This window comes from Mycobacterium sp. NPDC050041, assembly GCF_049541695.1.
Lineage (GTDB): Bacteria > Actinomycetota > Actinomycetes > Mycobacteriales > Mycobacteriaceae > Mycobacterium.
Genome location: NZ_JBMVDG010000001.1, coordinates 765,261 through 786,454, shown reverse-complemented (window position 1 = coordinate 786,454; position 21,194 = coordinate 765,261). Strand labels below are relative to the sequence as shown.

The 21,194-nt window shown below is 68.9% G+C and carries 20 protein-coding genes; 15 read left to right on the top strand and 5 right to left on the bottom strand.

Going from position 1 to position 21,194, the window contains the following annotated elements:
• Positions 1-11 precede the first annotated feature (11 nt).
• A complete protein-coding gene (locus ACPCHZ_RS03845; RefSeq protein ID WP_423483516.1) occupies positions 12-950 on the bottom strand; it encodes a LysR family transcriptional regulator in 939 nt (312 codons plus the stop codon).
• A 126-nt stretch (positions 951-1,076) separates the two neighbouring features.
• Here ACPCHZ_RS03845 and ACPCHZ_RS03840 point away from each other — a divergent pair, with 126 nt between their 5' ends.
• Genes ACPCHZ_RS03840 through ACPCHZ_RS03825 form a run of 4 tightly spaced genes read left to right on the top strand, consistent with a single transcriptional unit; the run spans position 1,077 to position 4,222 of the window.
• Positions 1,077-1,871, top strand: a complete 795-nt coding sequence (locus tag ACPCHZ_RS03840; protein WP_423483515.1) for a tripartite tricarboxylate transporter substrate binding protein — start codon at positions 1,077-1,079, stop codon at positions 1,869-1,871.
• 6 nt (positions 1,872-1,877) lie between these two features.
• The gene (locus ACPCHZ_RS03835; protein WP_423483514.1) at positions 1,878-2,099 is read left to right on the top strand and encodes a hypothetical protein; all 222 of its coding nucleotides are present in this window, start codon (positions 1,878-1,880) and stop codon (positions 2,097-2,099) included.
• A 2-nt stretch (positions 2,100-2,101) separates the two neighbouring features.
• Positions 2,102-2,683 (top strand): tripartite tricarboxylate transporter TctB family protein, encoded by a 582-nt coding sequence (locus tag ACPCHZ_RS03830; protein WP_423483513.1) that lies wholly within the window; start codon positions 2,102-2,104, stop codon positions 2,681-2,683.
• A 15-nt stretch (positions 2,684-2,698) separates the two neighbouring features.
• Positions 2,699-4,222, top strand: a complete 1,524-nt coding sequence (locus ACPCHZ_RS03825) for a tripartite tricarboxylate transporter permease (RefSeq protein ID WP_423483512.1) — start codon at positions 2,699-2,701, stop codon at positions 4,220-4,222.
• Positions 4,223-4,295: 73 nt separating this feature from the next.
• Here the strand turns inward: ACPCHZ_RS03825 and ACPCHZ_RS03820 are convergent, their stop codons facing one another.
• Positions 4,296-4,979, bottom strand: a complete 684-nt coding sequence (locus tag ACPCHZ_RS03820; RefSeq protein WP_423483511.1) for a FadR/GntR family transcriptional regulator — start codon at positions 4,977-4,979, stop codon at positions 4,296-4,298.
• A 7-nt stretch (positions 4,980-4,986) separates the two neighbouring features.
• Positions 4,987-6,108: an L-talarate/galactarate dehydratase gene (locus ACPCHZ_RS03815; protein ID WP_423483510.1), complete on the bottom strand. Its 1,122-nt coding sequence runs from the start codon at positions 6,106-6,108 to the stop codon at positions 4,987-4,989.
• 118 nt (positions 6,109-6,226) lie between these two features.
• Between ACPCHZ_RS03815 and ACPCHZ_RS03810 the strand changes: the two genes are divergently transcribed.
• Positions 6,227-7,150 (top strand): mechanosensitive ion channel family protein, encoded by a 924-nt coding sequence (locus ACPCHZ_RS03810; RefSeq protein WP_423483509.1) that lies wholly within the window; start codon positions 6,227-6,229, stop codon positions 7,148-7,150.
• Here the strand turns inward: ACPCHZ_RS03810 and ACPCHZ_RS03805 are convergent.
• A complete protein-coding gene (locus tag ACPCHZ_RS03805; protein WP_423483508.1) occupies positions 7,137-8,249 on the bottom strand; it encodes an alcohol dehydrogenase catalytic domain-containing protein in 1,113 nt (370 codons plus the stop codon). The two genes, ACPCHZ_RS03810 and ACPCHZ_RS03805, sit on opposite strands and share 14 nt — an antisense overlap.
• Before the next feature lie 35 nt (positions 8,250-8,284).
• On the opposite strand from ACPCHZ_RS03805, the gene ACPCHZ_RS03800 reads away from it, so the two are divergent.
• From ACPCHZ_RS03800 to ACPCHZ_RS03785, 4 genes are read left to right on the top strand one after another with little or no spacing between them, the layout of a single operon-like run.
• Entirely contained in the window at positions 8,285-8,728 is a 444-nt protein-coding gene (locus tag ACPCHZ_RS03800; RefSeq protein ID WP_423483507.1) for an acyl-CoA thioesterase, read from the top strand.
• Positions 8,729-8,747: 19 nt separating this feature from the next.
• Positions 8,748-9,185: an SRPBCC family protein gene (locus ACPCHZ_RS03795; protein WP_264014614.1), complete on the top strand. Its 438-nt coding sequence runs from the start codon at positions 8,748-8,750 to the stop codon at positions 9,183-9,185.
• A 4-nt stretch (positions 9,186-9,189) separates the two neighbouring features.
• Positions 9,190-11,073, top strand: coding sequence for a serine/threonine-protein kinase (locus ACPCHZ_RS03790; protein ID WP_423483506.1), 1,884 nt, complete (start codon positions 9,190-9,192; stop codon positions 11,071-11,073).
• A gap of 46 nt (positions 11,074-11,119) precedes the next feature.
• Positions 11,120-12,919: a serine/threonine-protein kinase gene (locus tag ACPCHZ_RS03785; protein ID WP_423483505.1), complete on the top strand. Its 1,800-nt coding sequence runs from the start codon at positions 11,120-11,122 to the stop codon at positions 12,917-12,919.
• A gap of 33 nt (positions 12,920-12,952) precedes the next feature.
• Here the strand turns inward: ACPCHZ_RS03785 and ACPCHZ_RS03780 are convergent, their stop codons facing one another.
• Positions 12,953-13,657, bottom strand: a complete 705-nt coding sequence (locus ACPCHZ_RS03780) for a GntR family transcriptional regulator (protein WP_423483504.1) — start codon at positions 13,655-13,657, stop codon at positions 12,953-12,955.
• 123 nt (positions 13,658-13,780) lie between these two features.
• On the opposite strand from ACPCHZ_RS03780, the gene fadD5 reads away from it, so the two are divergent.
• From fadD5 to ACPCHZ_RS03750, 6 genes are all read left to right on the top strand, one after another.
• Entirely contained in the window at positions 13,781-15,436 is a 1,656-nt protein-coding gene (gene fadD5, locus ACPCHZ_RS03775) for a fatty-acid--CoA ligase FadD5 (protein WP_302913489.1), read from the top strand.
• A 296-nt stretch (positions 15,437-15,732) separates the two neighbouring features.
• Complete coding sequence (locus tag ACPCHZ_RS03770) at positions 15,733-16,449, top strand: MlaE family ABC transporter permease (protein WP_408633265.1); 717 nt, start codon at positions 15,733-15,735, stop codon at positions 16,447-16,449.
• A gap of 1 nt (position 16,450) precedes the next feature.
• Positions 16,451-17,344 carry an MlaE family ABC transporter permease gene (locus ACPCHZ_RS03765; RefSeq protein WP_423483503.1) on the top strand — a complete coding sequence of 298 codons (894 nt, stop codon included), beginning with the start codon at positions 16,451-16,453 and terminating at the stop codon, positions 17,342-17,344.
• 2 nt (positions 17,345-17,346) lie between these two features.
• Complete coding sequence (locus ACPCHZ_RS03760; protein ID WP_423483502.1) at positions 17,347-18,558, top strand: MCE family protein; 1,212 nt, start codon at positions 17,347-17,349, stop codon at positions 18,556-18,558.
• The gene (locus ACPCHZ_RS03755) at positions 18,555-19,586 is read left to right on the top strand and encodes a virulence factor Mce family protein (RefSeq protein ID WP_302913492.1); all 1,032 of its coding nucleotides are present in this window, start codon (positions 18,555-18,557) and stop codon (positions 19,584-19,586) included. Before ACPCHZ_RS03760 ends, ACPCHZ_RS03755 begins: the two co-directional genes overlap by 4 nt.
• Positions 19,583-21,181, top strand: coding sequence for a virulence factor Mce family protein (locus ACPCHZ_RS03750; protein ID WP_302913493.1), 1,599 nt, complete (start codon positions 19,583-19,585; stop codon positions 21,179-21,181). The genes ACPCHZ_RS03755 and ACPCHZ_RS03750 overlap by 4 nt, the downstream gene beginning before the upstream one ends.
• Positions 21,182-21,194 lie beyond the last annotated feature (13 nt).

The window sequence follows — 21,194 nt, the reverse complement described above, 5'->3', positions numbered from 1 at the left end:
GCCACGCACGGTCAGTGCGCGCCGAACACCTCGTCGAGATGCTCGGCCGAGCGCGCCACCAGCCGCAGCACCTCACGCAGCAGCGGGGTGAGGCCCTGCCGCGGATAGATCGCGTGCAGTTCGACCGGCCGGGCGGGATCGCTGTCGGGGTGACCGCCGAACACGTCGGTGAGTGCCCGGTAGACCACGCCGTCGACCTTGAGTGCGGTGGCGCTGGCCGGGACGAGCGCCACCCCTTCGCCCGCGGCCACCAGCAGCACCGCGGTGAGGATCTGCTGCACCCGTTGCGTGATGCGGGGGTGGCCGTTGAAGAGGAACCGCACGGTCAGCTCGTGGAAGTAGCGCGCCTGGATCGGGTGGTAGCTGATCACCGGCAGGCCGTCGAAGTCCTGCGGTTCCAGTGGCCGGGTGATCTCGGCGAGGGGATGGCCGACCGGCACCACCGCGCGCAGCGGTTCGCGCGCCACGATCTGTGAGGCGAGCAGCGCGGTGTCGAACGGCGGCCGCGCCAGCCCGAGGTCGAGTTCACCGCGGCGGATGCCGTCGACCTGGGCGCCGGTCACCCGCTCGTGCAGCACCACCTCGATGTCGGGCAGCTCCGTGCCCAGCAGGTTGAGCAGCGGGCCGAGGATGGCGATCGCCGACACCGCGGTGAAGCCGAGGTGCAGCGTGCCCGCCGAGCCGCGCTCCACCCGTTGTGCGTGCGCGGTCGCCGCGTCGAGCGTGTTGAGCATCCGGTAGCAGTCCTCCAGGAACGCCGCGCCCGCCGGGGTGAGCAGCACCCGGCGGTTGTCCCGGTCGAGCAGGCCGGCGCCGACCGCGCGCTCGAGTTTCTGGATCTGGCGGCTCAGCGGCGGCTGTGTCATCGCCAGCCGGTCCGCCGCCCGGCCGAAATGGAGCTCCTCGGCCACCGCGATGAAGCAGCGGACCTGGTCCAACGTCACCGTCATGCACGCAAAGTATCAAACGATGCCAGAAAGGCGTTGGACAGGTATCACTGAGTGTTTCTACCGTGTACGTGACGGCGACCACATTCACCGTCGGCGTCGACCTCAGATCACACAGGAGTAGTACCCATGCCGCTCACCACCGCCTCCCGCGCCCGCCGCGTCCGCCGCGCCGGTGTGGCCGTCACCGCAGCCGCCGGACTGCTTCTCACCGCCTGCAGCGGTGTGCAGAGTTCCACCGGGGGCGGATCCGGCGATTCCTGGCCCTCCGGCACCGTCGAGATGTACGTCGGCGCCTCGGCCGGCGGGTCGAGCGACCTGATCAGCCGCGCGATCTCCAAGGGCCTGTCCGACGACCTCGGCGCGTCCTTCCCCGTCATCAACCGGGAGGGCGCCAATGGCGCGCTCGCGGCCGCCGAGGTCGCCAAGGCCAAGCCGGACGGCTCGAAGATCGCCATCCAGAACGCGTCTCTGTTCACCATCACCCCGCTGGCCGTGGCGCCCGACGAGGTGACCAACATCGACGACTTCGACGTCGTGCAGGGCGTGTCGCGCGACGACTACGTCCTGGTGACCAACCCGCAGAGCGGGTTGCGCAACCTCGAGGACATCAAGCGCGCCACCAAGACCGTCCGCTACGGCACCACCGGCGTCGGCACCGGCGCCCAGCTGTCGGCCGCGCTGCTGTTCAAGACCTCCAACGTCAACGCCCAGGCCGTCCCCTTCGACGGCGGCGCCCCGGCGCTGGCCGCGGTGCTCGGCAACCAGGTCGACGTGGCGAGCATCCAGGTCGGCGAGGCGATCGAGAACATCCAGTCCGGCAAGCTGACCCCGCTGGCCGTGTTCGGGCCCGACCGCATCGAGTACCTGCCCGAGGTGCCGACCGCCAAGGAGCAGGGCCTCGACGTCGAGGTGACGCAGTAACGGTTCATGACGGTGCCCAAGGGGACCCCGCAGGACGTCCGCGACAAGCTCGTCGAGGGCATGAAGGCCACCTTCGGGGCCGAGGGCTACAGGGACTTCAACAAGCAGAACAGCCTCACCCCGATGGAACTGTCCGGTGACGAGGTGCTCGCACAGCTCAAGGAGGACCAGCAGCGGTACGCCGACCTGGTCAAGCAGTACGACATCAATCTCCGCAACGAGGGCTAGCCATGACCTCCACAGCCAAGGGACCCGCCGAGGACGGCGGCGCCGTCGAGGCGCCCCACCCCGAGCACCTGCACACCCGCGACATCCTCGCCGAGATCGAGGCCGAGGTCGCCCACGAGATGGAGGAGGACCGCCCGCCCGAGGGCGGTCCGCTCTACCAGACCGTCGGCGCGCTGGTCGGGATCGCGATCGGCGTCGGCGGGGCGGTGCTGGCCTGGGGCTACGGGCTGGGGTCGCCGGCCGAGCCGGGTCCGGGCCTGTGGCCGTTCCTCGTCAGCGTGGTGATCGCCGTGCTGTCGGCGATCCTGCTGGTGGTGGGGCGTGGCCTCGGTGACAGCGAGGCGTTCACCCGCAGCAGCTGGCTGCCGGTGGCGGGCATCGTCACCTTCATCGCGTTCGGTCTGCTGCTGCCGCTCACCGGCTTCGAGATCCCCGCGCTGGTGCTGTCGGTCATCTGGCTGCGGTTCCTCGGCGGGGAGAGCTGGCGCAACACCCTGGTGATCAGTGTGGTGACCGTCGCCGTCTTCTACTTCCTGTTCCTCTACGGGCTACGAATCCCGTTGCCCCACTTGATCTCCTTCTGAGAATCGACTGAATCCATGGATTTCACCGCGTTTCTCGACGGGTTCGCCCTCGTCGTCGAGCCGAAGAACCTGCTGTACTGCCTGGCCGGCGTGCTGATCGGGATGATCATCGGCGTGCTGCCGGGCCTGGGCCCCGCGGCGACCATCGCCATCCTGCTGCCGATCACCTACACCATCGACCCGGTGTCGGCGATCATCATGCTGGCCGGCATCTACTACGGCGCCCAGTACGGCGGCACCATCACCTCGGTGCTGCTGCGGCTGCCCGGTGAGGCGTCCTCGGTGGTCACCGTGTTCGACGGGTTCGCGCTGGCGAAACAGGGCAAGGCCGGCACCGCTCTGGGCATCGCGGCCATCGGATCGTTCGTCGGCGCGACGATCTCGATCGTCGGCCTGACGCTGCTGGCGCCGGTGGTCGCCAGCGTCGCACTGGACTTCGGCCCGCCGGAGTATGCGGCGCTCGCCCTGCTCGGCGTCCTGCTGGTCGCCACGATCGGCAGCGGCAACAAGCTCAAAGCGCTGATCGCAGGCACGATCGGCCTGCTGCTGGCCACCGTGGGCCGCGACAGCTTCAGCGGCGCAAGCCGTTTCACGTTCGACAGCCTGCAGCTCGCCGACGGCATCGACTTCGTCGTGGTGGCCATGGGCCTGTTCGGTGTCGGTGAGATCCTCTACAACCTCGAGCAGCGGCACCGCAAGGTGCAGCCGCCCACCAAGGTCGGCAACGTCTGGCCGTCGAAGGCGGAGCTCAAGCAGTCCTCGGGCGCCATCGGCCGCGGGTCGATCATCGGCTTCGTGCTCGGCGTGCTGCCCGGCGGCGGTGCGGTGCTGTCCTCGATCGTGGCCTACGCCACGGAGAAGCGCCGCTCCAAGACGCCCGAGCGGTTCGGCCGCGGCGCGATCGAAGGCGTCGCAGCCCCCGAGACCGCGAACAATGCGGCGGCCACGTCGTCGTTCATCCCGCTGCTGACCATCGGCCTGCCGGCCAACGCCACGATGGCGATGCTGTTCGGCGCCTTGCTGATCCTGGGCGTCTCGCCCGGCCCGCAGCTCGTCAGCGAGCACCCCGACGTGTTCTGGGGCGTCATCAATTCGATGTACATCGGCAACATCCTGCTGCTGATCCTGTCGATCCCGCTGGTCGGGCTGTTCGTGCGCATCCTGCGGGTCCGCCCGGCGATCCTGGCGCCGATCACCGCACTCATCACCATCCTCGGCGTGTACACGATCAACAACTCGGTCTTCGACATCTACCTGATGGTGGCCTTCGGTGTGATCGGCTACCTGATGAAGAAGGCCGGCTTCGATCCCGGCCCCATGGTGCTGGCATTCGTGCTCGGATCCATCATCGAATCCAGCACGCGCCGTTCGCTGCTCATCTTCGGCGGCGACGCGACGGGCTTCTTCACCCGGCCCATCTCAGGGGTCATCCTGGCCATCTTCTTCCTGCTGATCGCGCTGCCCGTGATCCGGCACGTGATGTCGGCGCGCAAGGCCAAGGTCGAATCCGCCGACCCCGCAGACAAAGTGGGCGTCTAGCCCTCACGAGTGTGAAACGTGGGCGGAGATCCGACCGGATTCCCGCCCACGTTTCACACTCGCCGCGTCTGAGCTACCGCCCGGCGGCCAGCCGCCTTCGGGTGTTGCCCAGATGCAGCCGCATCGCGGCGCGGGCGGTGTCGGGTTCTCCGGCCAGCACCGCGGCCGCGATGTCGTCGTGTTCGCGCTGCACCCGCGCGGCATGGCCGGCGTCGGTGATCGAGTACTCGGCGCCCAGCCGGGCGCGCGGCAGCATGATCATCATCGGGCCCAGCGAGTCGAGCAGCTCGAGGCAGAAGCGGTTCGCGCTGACCGCCGCGACGGCCCGGTGGAAGCGGAAATCGGCCTCCACGGCGTCCTCCGGCGCGGCCGCCACGAACGCCGCCAGCGCCGACCGGATGATGTCGCGGCCGGCGGCGTCGATGCGGGCGGCGGCCAGCGCGGCCGTCTCGGACTCCACGCCGAGCCGGAAGTCCACCATGTCGAGCACGTCGCGGTGGGTGCGCAGCGCGGCCGACTCGACGGTGAACGACGTGGGCTCGGGCACCGCGAGCACGAACGACCCGCGGCCCTGGAACGTTTCCACCAGACCCTCGGCGCGCAGGCGGGTGACGGCCTCGCGGACCACCGTGCGCGACACCCCGAATTCCTCGATCAGCTCGGCTTCGGAGGGCAGCTTGTGGCCGGGCAGCAGGGCGCCGGTGAAGATCTTGTCCTTCAGCCCGGCGACCACCCCCGCCGCCAATGTCGTCGTCACGGATAGATCATCGCGTACCGAACGACGCGGACTCCTTGGTCAGCGCGCGCATCCGGTCGCTCAGGGTGAAGCCGAGGCCCGGCCGCTCCGGCAGCCACATCCGGCCGTCCCGGATCTCGATGCGCTCGTCGAACAGCGGGTTCAGCCATTCGAAGTGCTCGACCCACGGCTCGGTGGGATAGGCCGCGGCCAGGTGCAGGTGGATCTCCATCGCGTAGTGCGGCGCCAGCGCCAGCCCGGCCTGGGAGGCCAGCGTCGCGAAGCGCAGGAACGGCGTGATGCCGCCGATCCGCGGGGCGTCGGGCTGCACGATCCCGCGGTAACCGGCGTCGAGCAGCGCCAGGTGCTCGGGCACGGAGGTGAGCATCTCGCCGGTGGCGATCGGGGTGTCGAAGGTGTGGCTGAGGTCGGCGTGGCCGACGGCGTCCCAGGCGTCGAGCGGCTCCTCGATCCAGATCAGGTCGAAGCGTTCGAGCTCGCGGCACATCCGGCGGGCGCGGGCCCGGTCCCACTGCTGGTTGGCGTCCACCATCAGGGGCGCGTCACCGAGGTGTTCGCGCATGGCGGCGACCCGGTCCAGATCGGTCTGCCAGTCGGGCTGACCCACCTTGATCTTGATGCCGCCGATGCCCGACTCGAGCGATGCGGTGGCCTTCTCCTTGATCTCGTCGATCGAGGCCTGCAGGAAGCCGCCGGAGGTGTTGTACACCCGGCACGAATCGCGGTGCGCACCGAGCAGCTTGGCCAGCGGCAGGCCGGCCCGGCGGGCCTTGAGGTCCCACAGTGCGACGTCGAGCGCCGCGATCGCCTGGGTGGCGACGCCCGAGCGGCCCACCGATGCGCCCGCCCACAGCAGCGACTGGTAGATGCGTTCGATGTCGGACGGGTCCTGGCCGAGGACCGTGTCGGCGATCTCGGCCAGGTGCGCGTACTGCGCCCGCCCGCCCGCCCGCTTCGAGTAGCTGAAGCCCATCCCCTCGTGCCCGTCCTCGGTGACGACCTCGACGAACAGCAGCACGGTCTCGGTGAGCGGCTTCTGCCGCCCGGTGAGCACCTTGGCGTCGCTGACCGGGTTGTCGAGCGGCAGGACGACGTGGGAGAGCGTGAGGTGGCGGATGCGGTCGGACATCGGGACTCCTGGGGGCGCTGATAGACATATGATGAGTTGCCAACTCATCATACATGTTGTGTGCGCCGGGTAACAGCGGTGTTTGGCCCCCCGCGGGCAGTGGGAAGGCTCCCGGGCGATGACTTCAGACACCGAGACCCCAGACATCCGCAACCTCGCGGCGTTCGGCGACTCCTGGTACGGCTTCTGGCAGAACAGCCTGGGCCACTGGCTCGCCACCAAAGGCCTGCACATCCTGCTGGTCCTGGTGTTCGTGGTGATCGCGACCCGGGTGATCCGCTACGTCGCCAAGCGGATCAGCAACCGCCTGAGCCGCGTCGACGACAGCGACGCCGTCGTGCGCTCGGAGAGCGTCAAGCACCGGCAGGCGCTGGCGTCGGTGATCTCGTCGGTGGCGATCGCGGTGCTGTACGTGATGGTCGCGGTCGACATCGCCAACCAGTTGGGCCTGCCGGTCGGGTCGCTGGTGGCACCGGCCGCGGTGCTCGGCGCCGCGCTCGGTTTCGGCGCCCAGCGCATCGTGCAGGATCTGCTGTCCGGCTTCTTCGTCATCACCGAGAAGCAGTACGGCTTCGGTGACCTCGTCGAGCTCACCGTGAACGGCGGCGGGACGGCGCAGGGCACGGTCGAGGACGTCACCCTGCGGGTGACGAAGCTGCGCACGGCCGACGGCGAGATGTACACCGTGCCCAATGGTCAGATCGTCAAGGCGCTGAACCTGTCCAAGGACTGGGCGCGCGCCGTCGTCGACGTGCCGGTGCCCGCCTCGGCGGATCTCAACCATGTGAACGAGGTGCTCCGCAGCGTCTCGAGCGCGGCGATGAAGGACGACGGCCTCCCGGACCTGCTGCTCGACGAGCCGTCACTGATGGGCGTTGACAGCATCGAACTCGACACGGTCAACCTGCAGATGGTGGCCCGCACGCTGCCGGGCAAGCAGTTCGAGGTGAGCCGCAGGCTGCGGTCGCTGATCGTGGACGCGCTCCGCCGCGAGGGCATCGCGACGAAGGTTCCGGTCGGCGCCGGCGCTAGCCGAAACTGATCACCTGACGCACCGCCTCGCCCTCGGCGAGACGATCCATACCGGAGTTGATCTCGTCGAGGGTGATGGTGGACGACACCAGCGACTCCACCGGCAGCCGACCCGACCGCCACAGGTCGACGAACACCGGGATGTCGCGGGCCGGCACCGCCGAACCGAGGTAGCTGCCGATCAGCGACCTGCCCTCGGCGACGAAACCCAACGGCGACAACGTAATCCGCGCGTCGGGCCGGGGCAGGCCGACGGTCACGGTGCGGCCGCCCGGCGCGGTGAGCGCGACCGCGGTCTCCAGCGCCGCGGGGTGGCCGACCGCCTCGATCACCACCGCCGCCTTGAGGTTCTGCTCGGCGGCCTGCTCCGGGGTGTAGGCCCCGTGGATGCCCATCGCGCGGGCCCGGTCCAGCTTGTCGTCGAGTTGGTCGATGCCGACCACCCGGACATCGTCGTGGGCCAGCGCGGTGATCACCGCGGCCATGCCCACACCGCCGAGGCCGACCACCGCGACGGTCTGACCGGGCTGCGGCCGCCCGACGTTGAGCACGGCGCCGCCGCCGGTGAGCACGGCGCATCCCAGCAGTGACGCGACCACCGGCGGGACGTCGGCATCGACCGGGACCACCGAGTGCCGGTCGACGACGGCGTGGGTGGCGAAGCCGGAGACGCCGAGGTGGTGGTGCACGGGCCGGCCGTCGCGGCTCAGGCGGATGTCGCCGTGCATCAACGTGCCCGCGGCGTTGGCGGCGCTGCCCGGTTCGCACGGGGTGAGGCCGTCGCTCGCGCAGGCGGGGCAGTGCCCGCAGCGCGGCAGGAACGTCATCACCACGCGCTGGCCCACGGCGAGGTCCGATCCACCGGGCCCGATCTGCTCCACCACGCCCGCGGCCTCGTGGCCGAGCAGCATCGGCACCGGGCGCACCCGGTTGCCGTCGACCACCGACAGATCGGAGTGGCAGAGCCCGGCGGCCTCGATGGCGATGAGCAGCTCGTCGGGGCCCGGCGGCGCGAGGTCGAGGTCGCTGACGGTCAGGGGAGTCGACTCGGTGTAGGGCCTGGGGCGCCCGATCTCCTCGAGCACCGCGCCGCGGATGCGCACTGTCATGACCTCCAGACTGCCCGACTGCGAGACTGCTACCCATGCCGACCGACCTCACCAGTCGCGACTTCCCCGTGCACTGGCCGGTGCTGACCCGATGGACGGACAACGACATGTTCGGCCACCTCAACAATGCGGTGTACTACGCGCTGTTCGACACCGCGATCAACGCGTGGATCACCACCACGATCGAGGTGGATCCGCTCGAGGCGCCGTGGCTGGGGGTGGTCGCCGAGTCAGGCTGCCAGTACTACGCGGAGCTCAAGTTCCCCGACCCGCTCGCGGTGGGCCTGGCCGTCACCCGGATCGGCACCAGCAGCGTCACCTACCGGCTCTCGGTCTTCCCGGCGTCGGAGGGCGACGTGCCGGTCTCGGCCGTCGGGCACTGGGTGCACGTCTACGTCGACCGCGGGACCAGACGCCCGGTGCCGATCCCCGATCCGATCCGGGAACTGCTCGAATCTGCTCGCGTGGCGTCGGACTGACGCTCGCTATGCTCGGCCGATGCCGCTGGTGAGCAAGACCGTCGAGGTGTCGGCCCCCGCCGAGGCGATCCTGGGGATCGTCCGCGACTTCGAGAAGTACCCGGAGTGGAACCCCGAGATCAAGGGCTGCTGGATCCTGGCCCGCTACGACGACGGCCGGCCGAGTCAGCTCCGGCTCGATGTCGAGGTGCAGGGCCAGGCGGGCACGTTCATCACCGCCGTGTACTACCCCGGCGAGAACGAGATCTTCACGATGCTGCAGCAGGGCGACCACTTCGACAAGCAGGAGCAGAAGTTCTCCGTGGTGCCGATGGGGCCGACGTCACTGCTCACCGTCGACCTCGACGTGGAGACCAAGCTGGCCATCCCGAAGCCGATGGTGAAGAAGGCGATCGGCGACACCATCGACTACCTGGCCGACAATCTCAAGGCGCGCGCCGAGCAGCTCTCCGCCTGACCGCATGGACGGGGGCCAGGGGGTGGGCGGCGCGACCACGTTCGGGTGGTACCGGCTGGAGCGCCTGCTGGGCAGCGGCGCGATGGGACAGGTCTTCCGCGCATACGACACGCAGACCCAGCGGGTGGTCGCCGTCAAAGTGCTCGCGCCGCACATGGCGGCGGACACCGACTTCCAGGCGCGGTTCCGTCGCGAGGCGCATCTCGCTGCGCAGCTGAGTGATCCGCACGTCATCCCCATCCACCGGTTCGGGGAGATCGACGGGCGGTTGTTCGTCGACATGCGCCTCGTGGAGGGCCGCGATCTGGACCTCGTCCTGCGCGAGAGCCCCGGCGGTCTCGAACCGTTCCGCGCCGTCGCGATCGTCGAGCAGATCGCCTCGGCGCTGGAGGCCGCGCACCGGGTCGGGCTGGTGCACCGTGACGTCAAACCGTCGAACGTGCTGATCGGCGCGCGCGACTTCGCCTACCTCATCGACTTCGGCATCGCCCGCGCGACGCACGACAGCCGGCTGACGGCGACCGGCATGACGTTCGGGACGTTGGCCTACATGGCGCCCGAGCGGTTCAGCAGCGACACTCTCGATCCGCGCAGCGACGTCTACTCTCTGGCGTGCGTGCTGTTCGAATGCCTGACTGGGAAGAAGCCGTACGGCGGCGGGAACCCGCAGCGCGTCATGGCCGGGCACATGTTCTCGCCGCCGCCCCGGACCGGCACGGTCAAGCCGGGGCTCCCCGCGCTGTTCGACGGGGTGATCGGGCGCGGACTGGCCAAGGACCCGGCGGACCGGTTCGCGACGGTGTCGGAGTTCGCGCGCGCCGCCCGTGGCGTTCTCGACGGCACCGTCCAGGTCGCGCCGCAACCACCTCCGGCCCACTTCGGTGGCTTCGCATCCGCGGGTCCCGGACACGCTCCGATGTCGGGGCCACACCCTGCACCGGCGGGCGGATTCGCCCCGCTCGCCCCGCAGCCTGGGCTGCCCCCGGGGGTGCGCCGGCCGTGGTGGCGCCGGCGGGCACCGCTCGTCGCGGCGGCGATCACCGCGGTGGCGACGCTGACGGCAGGCGGCGTCATCGTCGCGACGCAGGACCGGGCCACGTCACCGGCGGCCACGCAATCGCAGGACCCGCCCCCTGCGTCCTACGGCGAGCCGATCGAACTCCCCATCAGACAGGTCGGTACGGACGAACTCGCGGTGGACGACGAGGGCAGCGTCTACGCCACCGGTCTCGACGGTGTGATCAAGCTCCCGGCCGGCTCCGACACACCGACGAAGCTGCCGCTCAGCAACGTGATGGCGCCGTCGGGAGTGGCCGTCGACGATGCCGGTGCGGTGTATGTCGCCTCCTATCTCACTCCCGCGCGCGTCGTGCGGTTGGGCGCAGGAGCGACGCCGCAGATCGATCTGCCGTTCACGGGCCTCGAGTCGCCCCAGGGGGTCGCGGTCGATCCCGCCGGAGATGTGTACGTGGTGGATCAGACCCGTCGGGTAGTGCGGCTGTCCGCCGGCTCGTCCAACCAGGTCGAGATGCCGTTCCGCGACCTGCGGAGCTCCGGCCACATCGCCGTCGACGCGACCGGCACCGTGTACGCCACGCAGGTCCGCGGGGATGTCCTCAAGATGGGAACCAGCACGTCCGGTGGGCAGGAGGTGGTGCCGTTCACGGGACTGGTCGACCCCTCCGGAATCGCCGTCGACGGGGACGGCGCCGTGTACATCACCGATCTGGGCACCGGCAAGGTGTGGAAACTCGACGCGGGGACCGGCGACCAGGAGGAACTGCCGTTCGTCGATCTGGTCAAACCAAATGCGGTGGCCGTCGACGGGGACGGCAACGTCTACGTCTCCGACGTTCGCGATCGGGTGGTGAAGCTGCCGGTGCGGTGAAACACGCGTCGGTGACCGGCGGCGCGCGGTGGCAGAGTTTCTCGGTGTGACGAGGAGTGAGCCGACCGTTCTCGGGGGCTACCGGCTGCTGGAGTCGTTGGGCGCCGGACAGGTGGGGCACGTGTTCCGGGCCTACGACACCTCGACCGGACGTTTCGTCGCGCTGAAGGTCCTCTCGCCCCGTGCGGCCGCCGATCCGGACTTCCGCGACCGATTTCGCCGCGAGGGCCTGGCTGCCGCCCGGCTCAACGACCCCCACATCGTGCCCATCCACGGCTTCGGGGAGATCGACGGGCAGCTGTACGTCGACATGCGGCTGATCGAGGGACACGACCTCGGCACCCTGCTCCGGGACGCGGGGCGGCTCGATCCGGCTCGATCCGTCGCCATCGTGGAGCAGGCCGCTCTGGCTCTGGACGCCGCCCATCACATCGGTCTGGTGCACAAAGACCTCAAGCCGTCGAACATCCTCGTCACACCGGACGGCTTCGTATATCTCGTCGACTTCGGCTCGGCCGGCGCACAGGGGAGTGCGGGCACGCATGCCTGGGGTACCCCGGCGTACACCGCGCCGGAGCTGCTCACCGACGCCGCAGCCGATGCGAGATCCGACGTCTACTCGCTGACGTGCGTTCTGTTCGAGTGCCTGACCGGACAGCAGCCGGACCGCCCGGCAGGCACGCCGCCCCGAGTCACCGATGTGATGCCGGGCCTTCCGCGGGCGCTCGACGCGGTCATCGAGCTCGGGATGGCCCGCGACGTGGAGCGGCGCTTTCCCACGGCGTCCGCGCTCGCCGCGGCGGCCCGGGCGGCGATCGCGCCTCGGCAGTCCGTCCCGCCGACCGCACCGTGGGCGCCGCGGCCCCCACGCGCACCCACCCAGCCGACTGTGCTGCGCCCGCAGATCAGAATCTCGCCGGTCCAGAGCCGAGGCGGTCGACGCGCCACCGTGATGGCGTGCGTCGTCAGTGCCGTCGTGCTCATCGCTGCCGGGGTCATCGCGGGGTTCGCGGGAGCGACCGAACGGTCCGTCGTCGGCAACGCCACCACTGCCCAGCCCGAACCGAATGCGGCATCGCCATACGGAGAACCGGTCGAGCTTCCTTTCGGCAGCCTCGAGGAGTCTCCGTCGGGTATCGCCGTCGGCCCCGATCGAACCGTCTACGTGACCCTGTTCGTCGAAGGGGGGATCTGGATGTTGCCTCCCGGCGCCGGCGCACCGACCCGCGTCGCGGCCAGCGATGTGACGTTCGGACAGGGCATCGCCGTGGACACGGCGAATCGTCTGTACGTCGCCGACGCGGATCCGTCTGCCGGCGAGGTGGTTAGACTCGCCCCGGGGTCCGCCGCGGTGGAGAAGCTGCCGATCACCGATCTGCGCATGCCGACCGGGGTGGCCGTCGACAGAGCCGGATCGGTCTACGTCACCGATCATCTGGGCAACCAGGTGGTGGAGCTGCCTGCCCCTGGCGGCGGTCAGATCCGGCTGCCCTTCCGCGACGTTCGGGCTGCTTCATATGTGGCGGTCGACAAGGCGCGCAACGTCTACGTGTCCCAGGGAGGAGGGATCGGCGTCATCAAGCTGTACGCCGACTCCGACAGGCAGGAGGTGCTGCCGTTCCCGGGTCTCGTGGCGCCGTTCGGAGTTGCGGTCGACGGCCAGAACAACGTCTACGTCAGCGACTACCTCGGGGGGAAGGTCCTCAGGCTCGACGCGAGGACCAACGTGCAGTCCGAGCTCCCCTTCACCGACCTGGTCAAGCCCTCGGCTCTGGCCGTCGACAATCAGGGCAGCGTCTACGTCAGCGATGAGCGCAATCGCGTTCTCAAAGTGGCCCTCAAGTGATCGCCACTCGGCGCCGGATCAGCGCCGCCTGACTCAGCTCCACAGCCCGATCTCCTCGAGCCGCGCCATCAGCCGCCGGGCGCCGTCGGTGAACTGCGCGTCGGTCAGGCGCACGACGGTCTCGGCGTCGCGCCGGCGCAGCGCCGCGGTCACCGCCCGGTGGTTGGCCACCGCCCGCTCGCCCCACTGCGGGTCGTTGGCGTAGAACAGCGGCGGCAGATTGCGGGCCGCATGAAGCAGGAACCACGCCAGCTTGATCCGTCCCGTGGACCGGTTGAGCGTCCGGTGGAAGTCGAAGACGGCCTGCGCCACCAGGTCGGGCTCGCGCTCGTCGACGGCAACGGCCAGCGCGTCGATGAGCCGGTCCAGTTCGTCGATCTGCGCGTCGGTGATGCGCGCGGTCGCACTCGCCGCCAGTTCCTTGGCGATAGTGGACTGCAGCCAGAAGATGTCCTCGACGTCGGCACGGCTGAGCGGGACGACGACGTGGCCGCGGTGCGGTTCCAGCTGCACCATGCCCTCGCCCCGCAACGTCCGCAGCGCCTCGCGTACCGGGGTGATGCTGACGCCCAGCGAAGCGGCCGTCTCGTCGAGCCGGATGAACACGCCAGGACGCAGCGAACCGGACATGATCGCGTACCGCAGGTGGGCGGCCACCTCGTCGGAGAGTTGTTCGCGGCGGACCCGTCGCGTCGGCGCGAGCCGGGGTGTCGCAGGTGCGTTCACGTCGGTCTCCATGGCGGGAGTGTCCGTCTGGCATGGGGTTGTCCCCGAGCCACCGAGGCCATAGTGTGACCGGGGCTACACCATGTTTGATCAAATATCAGCCGTGCGCAACCCACGATCGCCGGAGCACCGCCGTTGAACCAGCTCGACCATCCCGCCCTCACCGAGCAGCCCTATCTGGCCCGCCGGCAGAACTGGGTCAACCAGCTCTCCCGGCATGCGGCCATGCAGCCGGAGGGGACCGCGCTGCGGTTCCTCGGTCACACGACGACGTGGAGTGAGCTCGATCGGCGGGTGACCGCACTCGCGGGCGCACTCGGCCGCCGCGGCATCGGGTTCGGCGACCGGGTGCTGGTGCTGATGCTCAACCGCACCGAGTTCATGGAGTCGGTGCTCGCGGCCAACAAGCTCGGCGCGATCGCCGTGCCGGTCAACTTCCGGATGACGCCGCCCGAGATCGCGTTCCTGGTCGGCGACTGCCAGGCCCGCGTCGTCGTCACCGAATCGGTGCTCGCTCCGGTCGCCACCGCGGTGCGCGACCTCGACCCGACACTGACGACGGTGATCGTGGCGGGCGGCAGCACTGACGCCGACACCGTGCTCGGCTACGACGACCTGCTCGACGACGCCGGTGATCCGCCTGCGCCGGTCGACATCCCCAACGATTCACCCGCCCTGATCATGTACACCTCGGGCACCACGGGCAGGCCGAAGGGCGCGGTGCTGACCCACAACAACATCACCGGCCAGGCGATGACCAACCTCTTCACGGTCAGCCCGGACATCAACAACGACGTCGGCTTCATCGGTGTCCCGCTGTTCCACATCGCCGGGGTGGGAAACATGAGCAGCGGCCTGCTGCTCGGCCTGCCGACCGTGATCTACCCGCTGGGCGCCTTCGATCCCGGCGCGCTGCTCGACGTGCTCGCGGCGGAGAAGGTCACGTCCATCTTCCTGGTGCCCGCCCAGTGGCAGGCGGTGTGCGCCGAACAGCGGTCCAGGCCACGGACGGTGAAGCTGCGGGTGCTGTCCTGGGGAGCCGCCCCGGCGTCGGATACTCTCCTGCGCGACATGTCAGAGATGTTCCCGGGCACCCAGATCTACGCGGCTTTCGGTCAGACCGAGATGTCGCCGGTGACGTGCATGCTGCTGGCGCAGGACGCGCTGCGCAAGCTCGGTTCGGTCGGCAAGGTGATCCCCACCGTCGCCGCCCGCGTGGTCGACGAGGACATGAACGACGTCCCGACCGGGCAGGTGGGTGAGATCGTCTACCGCGCGCCGACCCTGATGGCCGGCTACTGGAACAACCCGAAGGCCACCGCCGAGGCGTTCGAGGGCGGCTGGTTCCACTCCGGCGATCTCGTGCGCCAGGACGACGAGGGCTACATCTGGGTGGTCGACCGCAAGAAGGACATGATCATCTCCGGCGGCGAGAACATCTACTGCGCCGAGGTGGAGAACGCGCTCGCCGCCCACCCCGCCATCGCCGAGGTGGCCGTGATCGGGCGGGCACACGAGAAGTGGGGTGAGGTGCCGGTGGCCATCGTGGCGGTCGGGGCGGCGGTGACCGAGCAGGGTCCCACGCTCGCGGATCTCGACGGTTTCCTCACCGAACGGCTGGCGCGTTACAAGCACCCGAAGGCCCTGGAGATCGTCGACGCGCTCCCTCGCAACCCCGCCGGCAAAGTGCTCAAGACAGAACTGCGCGCCCGGTTCGCCGGCCAGCAATCTACTGACGCGGGCGAAAGTTCTTCTGCGACAACAGTTTCTGCCGCCTCTGGAGAGAGCTAGCCAAAGGTGATGCGTTTGCTAACAGTTGAAGGCTCAATCCGGCCGATGCGGTCCGCGACCAGGAATTCATCGGGTACAGTCCGGTGGTCTTGCTTACTACCGTTGGGTAGGGAGATCGACGTCACACGTGCGGGGACGGGACAAGGAGGGGGCGTGCGACAGGAATTGCCGTTGCGCCATGACGAAGCGGGTTCCGTCGTGGGAGTGCACTGGTGACGGCCAGTTCCGGCAGTCTGACGGGTTACGTACGTGACCAGGCCAGGCCGGTTCTGGAAGCGGTCGGCGGCTTCGTCCGCATGTGCGTGCTCACCGCCCGGGCAACCTTCAAGACGCCGTTCCAGGGACGCGAGTTCGTCCTGCAGGGCTGGTTCCTGATGCGGGTGGCGTTCCTGCCCACCATCGCGGTCGCCATCCCGCTGACCGTGCTCATCATCTTCACGCTGAACATCCTGCTGGCCGAGTTCGGCGCCGCGGACATCTCGGGTGCCGGCGCCGCGCTCGGCGCCGTCACGCAGCTCGGGCCGCTGGTGACCGTGCTGGTGGTCGCGGGCGCGGGTTCCACGGCCATCTGCGCCGACATCGGCGCCCGCACCATCCGCGAGGAGATCGACGCCCTCGAGGTCCTCGGCATCGACCCGATCCACCGGCTCGTCGTGCCCCGGGTGCTCGCCTCGACCTTCGTGGCGTTCCTGCTCAACGGCGCCGTCATCACCATCGGCCTGGTGGGCGGCTTCATCTTCGGCGTGTACATCCAGAACATCTCGGCGGGCGCCTACGTGTCGACGCTGACGCTGGTCACCGGACTGCCCGAGGTGCTCATCTCGATCGTCAAGGCGCTTACCTTCGGCCTGATCGCCGGTCTGGTGGGCTGCTACCGCGGACTCACGGTGTCCGGCGGCGCCAAGGGCGTGGGCACGGCCGTCAACGAGACGCTGGTGCTCTGCGTGATCGCCCTCTTCGCCGTCAACGTCGTGATGACCACCATCGGCGTGCGTTTTGGAACGGGGCGCTGACATGGCCACCAAGACTCAGGGACATTCGGAGACCGGAACCGTTCTGCGGCAGCGCTTCCCGCGGGGCGTCGCCCGGGCCGAGAGGATCGCCAGCGCACCGGCGCGCGGACTCGACAGCATCGGGCACGTCGCGTGGTTCGTCGTCACCTCGGTCGGCTCCATCGGTCACGCGCTGCGGTTCTACCGCAAGGAGATGCTGCGCCTGATCGCCGAGATCGGCATGGGCACCGGCGCGATGGCCGTGATCGGCGGAACGGTGGCGATCGTCGGTTTCGTGACCCTGTCCGGCGGCTCGCTGATCGCCATCCAGGGTTTCGCGTCGCTCGGCAACATCGGCGTCGAGGCGTTCACCGGGTTCTTCGCCGCACTGGTCAACGTCCGCATCGCCGCACCCGTGGTGTCCGGCCAGGCACTGGCCGCGACCGTGGGCGCGGGCGCCACCGCCGAACTGGGCGCCATGCGCATCGCCGAGGAGATCGACGCCCTCGAGGTGATGGGCATCAAGTCCATCTCCTACCTGGTGTCCACCCGGATCATGGCCGGCTTCGTGGTGATCATCCCGCTGTACGCGATGGCGATCATCATGAGCTTCCTGTCCGCGCAGATCACCACGACGTTGTTCTACGGCCAGTCGACCGGCACCTACGAGCACTACTTCCGCACCTTCCTGCGGCCGGACGACGTGATGTGGTCGTTCGTGCAGGCGATCATCATCTCGGTGATCGTCATGCTGAACCACTGCTACTACGGCTACTTCGCCAGCGGCGGCCCGGTGGGCGTCGGAGAGGCGGTCGGCCGGTCCATGCGGGCCTCCCTGATCGCGATCGTGCTGGTGGTCCTGTTTGCTTCGTTGGCGCTGTACGGCACCGACCCGAACTTCAACCTGACGGTGTAGCCATGACCGCTCCCATCAACACGCCCAAGACACCGCCGTACAAGCTCGCCGGCCTGGTGCTGGTGCTGATCGCCGCGGTGGTGGTCACGCTGGTCTGGTTCCAGTTCCGCGGTGACTTCGCCCCCCGCGAGCAGCTCACCATGATGTCCTCGCGCGCCGGCCTCAACCTCGACCCCGGCAACAAGGTGACGTACAACGGCGTCGAGATCGGCCGGGTCGCCGAGGTCGAGGCCGAGAGTGTCGGCGAGGAACCCCGCGCCAAGATCCTGCTCGAGGTCGAGCCCAAGTACATCGACCTGATCCCGCAGAACGTCAAGGCCGACATCTCCGCGACGACGGTGTTCGGCAACAAGTACGTGTCGTTCTCGACGCCGGAGAATCCGTCGAAGCAGCGCATCAGCAGCTCCGACGTGATCGACGTGACGAAGGTGACCACCGAGTTCAACACGCTGTTCGAGACGGTGGTCGACGTCGCCCAGCAGGTCGACCCGATCAAGCTGAACCAGACGCTGACCGCGGCGGCCGAAGCGCTCGATGGACTTGGCGACCGGTTCGGTGAGTCGGTGATCAACGGCAACGAGATCCTCGCCGACATCAACCCGAAGATGCCCCAGATCCGCCGCGACGTTCAACTGCTGGGCGAACTGGGTGAGGTGTACGCCGACGCGTCGCCCGACCTGTTCGACGGGCTGGAGAACGCCGTGACCACCGCGCGCACCCTGAACCAGGAGCGCGGCAACCTCGATGCGGCGCTGATGGCCGCGGTGGGGTTCGGCAACACCGGCGGCGAGGTGTTCGAGAAGGGCGGCCCGTACCTCGTGCGCGGCGCGGAGGATCTGGTCCCGACGAGCGAGACCCTCGACGAGTACAGCCCGGCACTGTTCTGCACCATCCGCAACTTCCACGACGTGGGGCCGAAGATCTCCGCCTCGCTCGGTGGCAACGGCTACTCCCTGCAGACCCACTCCGAGGTGCTCGGCGCCGGCAACCCCTACGTGTACCCGGACAACCTGCCGCGGGTGAACGCCAAGGGCGGCCCCGAGGGCAGGCCGGGCTGCTGGCAGCCGGTCACCCGCGACCTGTGGCCCGCGCCGTACCTGGTGATGGACACCGGTGCCTCCATCGCTCCCTACAACCACATTGAGCTCGGCCAGCCCATCGCCATCGAGTACGTCTGGGGACGCCAGATCGGGGAGAACACGATCAACCCATGAAAATCACCGGTACCGCCATCAAGCTGGGCGCCTTCTCCCTGGTGCTGCTGCTGTTCACCGCGATCATCATCGTGGTGTTCGGGCAGATGCGGTTCGACCGCACCTCGGGATACACGGCGATCTTCTCCAACGCCAGCGGCCTGCGCCCCGGCCAGTTCGTCCGGGCCTCCGGCGTCGAGGTCGGCAAGGTCAAGGACGTCAAGATCATCGACGAGGGCAGCCGCGTCGAGGTGGCCTTCGCCGTCGACCGCTCGCTGCCGCTGTTCGAGGGTTCCACCGCCTCGGTCCGCTACCTAAACCTGATCGGTGACCGGTACCTGGAGCTCAAGCGCGGCGACAGCGACCGGCGGATGCCGTCGGGCGGCACGATCCCGATCGAGCGGACTGAACCGGCACTGGACCTCGACGCGCTGGTCGGCGGATTCCGGCCGCTGTTCCGGGCGCTCGACCCGGACAAGGTCAACAACATCGCCCAATCGATCATCACGATCTTCCAGGGACAGGGCGGCACCATCAACGACATCCTCGACCAGACGGCGTCTCTGACGTCGGCGCTGGCCGACCGCGACCAGGCGATCGGCGAGGTCATCCGAAACCTCAACACGGTCCTCGACACCACGGTCAAGCACCAGAAGCAGTTCGACGAGACGCTGGTGAACTTCGAGAAGCTCATCACCGGCCTGAAGAACCGCGCCGATCCGATCGCCACGTCGGTCGGCGACATCAGCGACGCCGCGGGCACGGTCGCCGACCTGCTGGCCGACAACCGGCCGCTGCTGCAGGACACCGTCGGTTATCTCGAGGCCACCCAGCAGCCGCTGATCGATGACAAGGAGCAGCTCAATGACATCCTGGTCCGGCTGCCGAACGCGTTGAAGATCCTCGGCCGCGCGGGCGGCGTCTACGGCGACTTCTTCAACTTCTATGCGTGCGACGTGACCCTCAAGCTCAACGGCCTGCAGCCCGGTGGCCCGGTGCGCACGGTCAAGGTCTGGTCGCAGCCGTCGGGTAGGTGCACGCCGCAATGAGGACGCTCGAAGGAAGCAACCGGGTCCGCAACGGCCTGATGGGCATGGTCATCCTGGTCCTGGTCATCGGGGTCGGGCAGAGCTTCGCCAGCGTGCCGATGCTCTTCGCGCAGCCGGTGTACTACGCGCAGTTCACCGACACCGCGGGTCTGACCCCCGGTGACAAGGTCCGCATCGCCGGCGTGGACGTCGGCGAGGTCAAAAGGACCGAGATCGACGGCGACAAGATCCGCATCGGCTACACTCTCGGCGGCGTGGAGATCGGCAGCGACAGCCGCGCCGCCATCCGCACCGACACCATCCTGGGCCGCAAGAACCTGGAGATCATTCCCCGCGGCTCGAAGGCGCTACAGGTCAACGGCGTCCTCCCGCTCGGACAGACCACCACGCCGTACCAGGTGTACGACGCGTTCTTCGACGTCACGAAGGCGGCGTCCGGCTGGGACACCGACACGGTGAAGCGGTCGCTGAACGTGCTGTCGGAGACGATCGACCAGACCTACCCGCACCTGAGTGCCGCACTCGACGGGGTGGCCCGGTTCTCCGACACCCTCGGCAAGCGCGACGACCAGCTCAAGGAACTGCTGGCCAACGCCAACAAGATCGCCGGCGTGCTCGGATCGCGCAGCGAGCAGGTCAACCAGCTGCTGGTGAACGCGCAGACGCTGCTGGGGGCGATCAACGAGCGCCAGTACGCCGTCAGCATGCTGCTGGAGCGGGTGTCGGCGTTCTCCGAGCAGGTGAAGGGCTTCATCGACGACAACCCGAACCTGAACAAGGTGCTCGAGCAGCTCCGCACCATCAGCGACATCCTGGTGGAGCGCAAGTTCGACCTGGTCGACGTGCTGACCACACTGAGCAAGTTCACCGCATCGCTGGCCGAGGGCTTCGCGTCCGGTCCGTACTTCAAGGTGATGCTGGTCAACCTGGCCCCGTTCTGGATCCTGCAGCCGTGGGTGGACGCCGCCTTCCAGAAGCGCGGCATCGATCCGCAGAAGTTCTGGCGCGACGCCGGCCTGCCCGCCTACCAGTTCCCGGACCCGAACGGCCAGCGTCAGGACAACGGCGCTCCACCGCCGGCGCCCGCGACGCTGCAGGGCACCCCGGAGTTCCCTGGACCCGCAGTGGTCAAGGGCAGCCCGTGCTCGTACACGCCGCCGGCCGACGGCCTGCCCACGCCGGGCAACCCGCTGCCGTGTGCCGATCTGACGGTCGGACCGTTCGGGGACAACCCGTACGGCCCGAATTACGGACCGCCGAACGTGGCGACGTCGGACCCGAACCCGAACGGCCCCGCTCCGGCGCCGGGGGTGCCGGGCGCTGCCTTCCCCGGTCAGTTCTCGCCGGGGGTCCCGGGTGAACCGCCAGGCCCCTTCGCGCCCGGTCCGCCCGGAGCCCGCTTGGCCCCGCCGACGACTGGTCCGGCCGACCCGTACATCGCGCCCGGTTCGCTGCAGGGTGACGGCACGTCGCCGCTGCCTCCTGCGCTGAACGGTCCGCCGCCACCGCCGGGACCCGGCCAGCAGTTGCCGCCCGTCAACACGGCGCCGCTGCCCGGTAACCCGCCCTTCCTCCCGCCCGGAGCACAAGAATGACGGGGGCCTGACA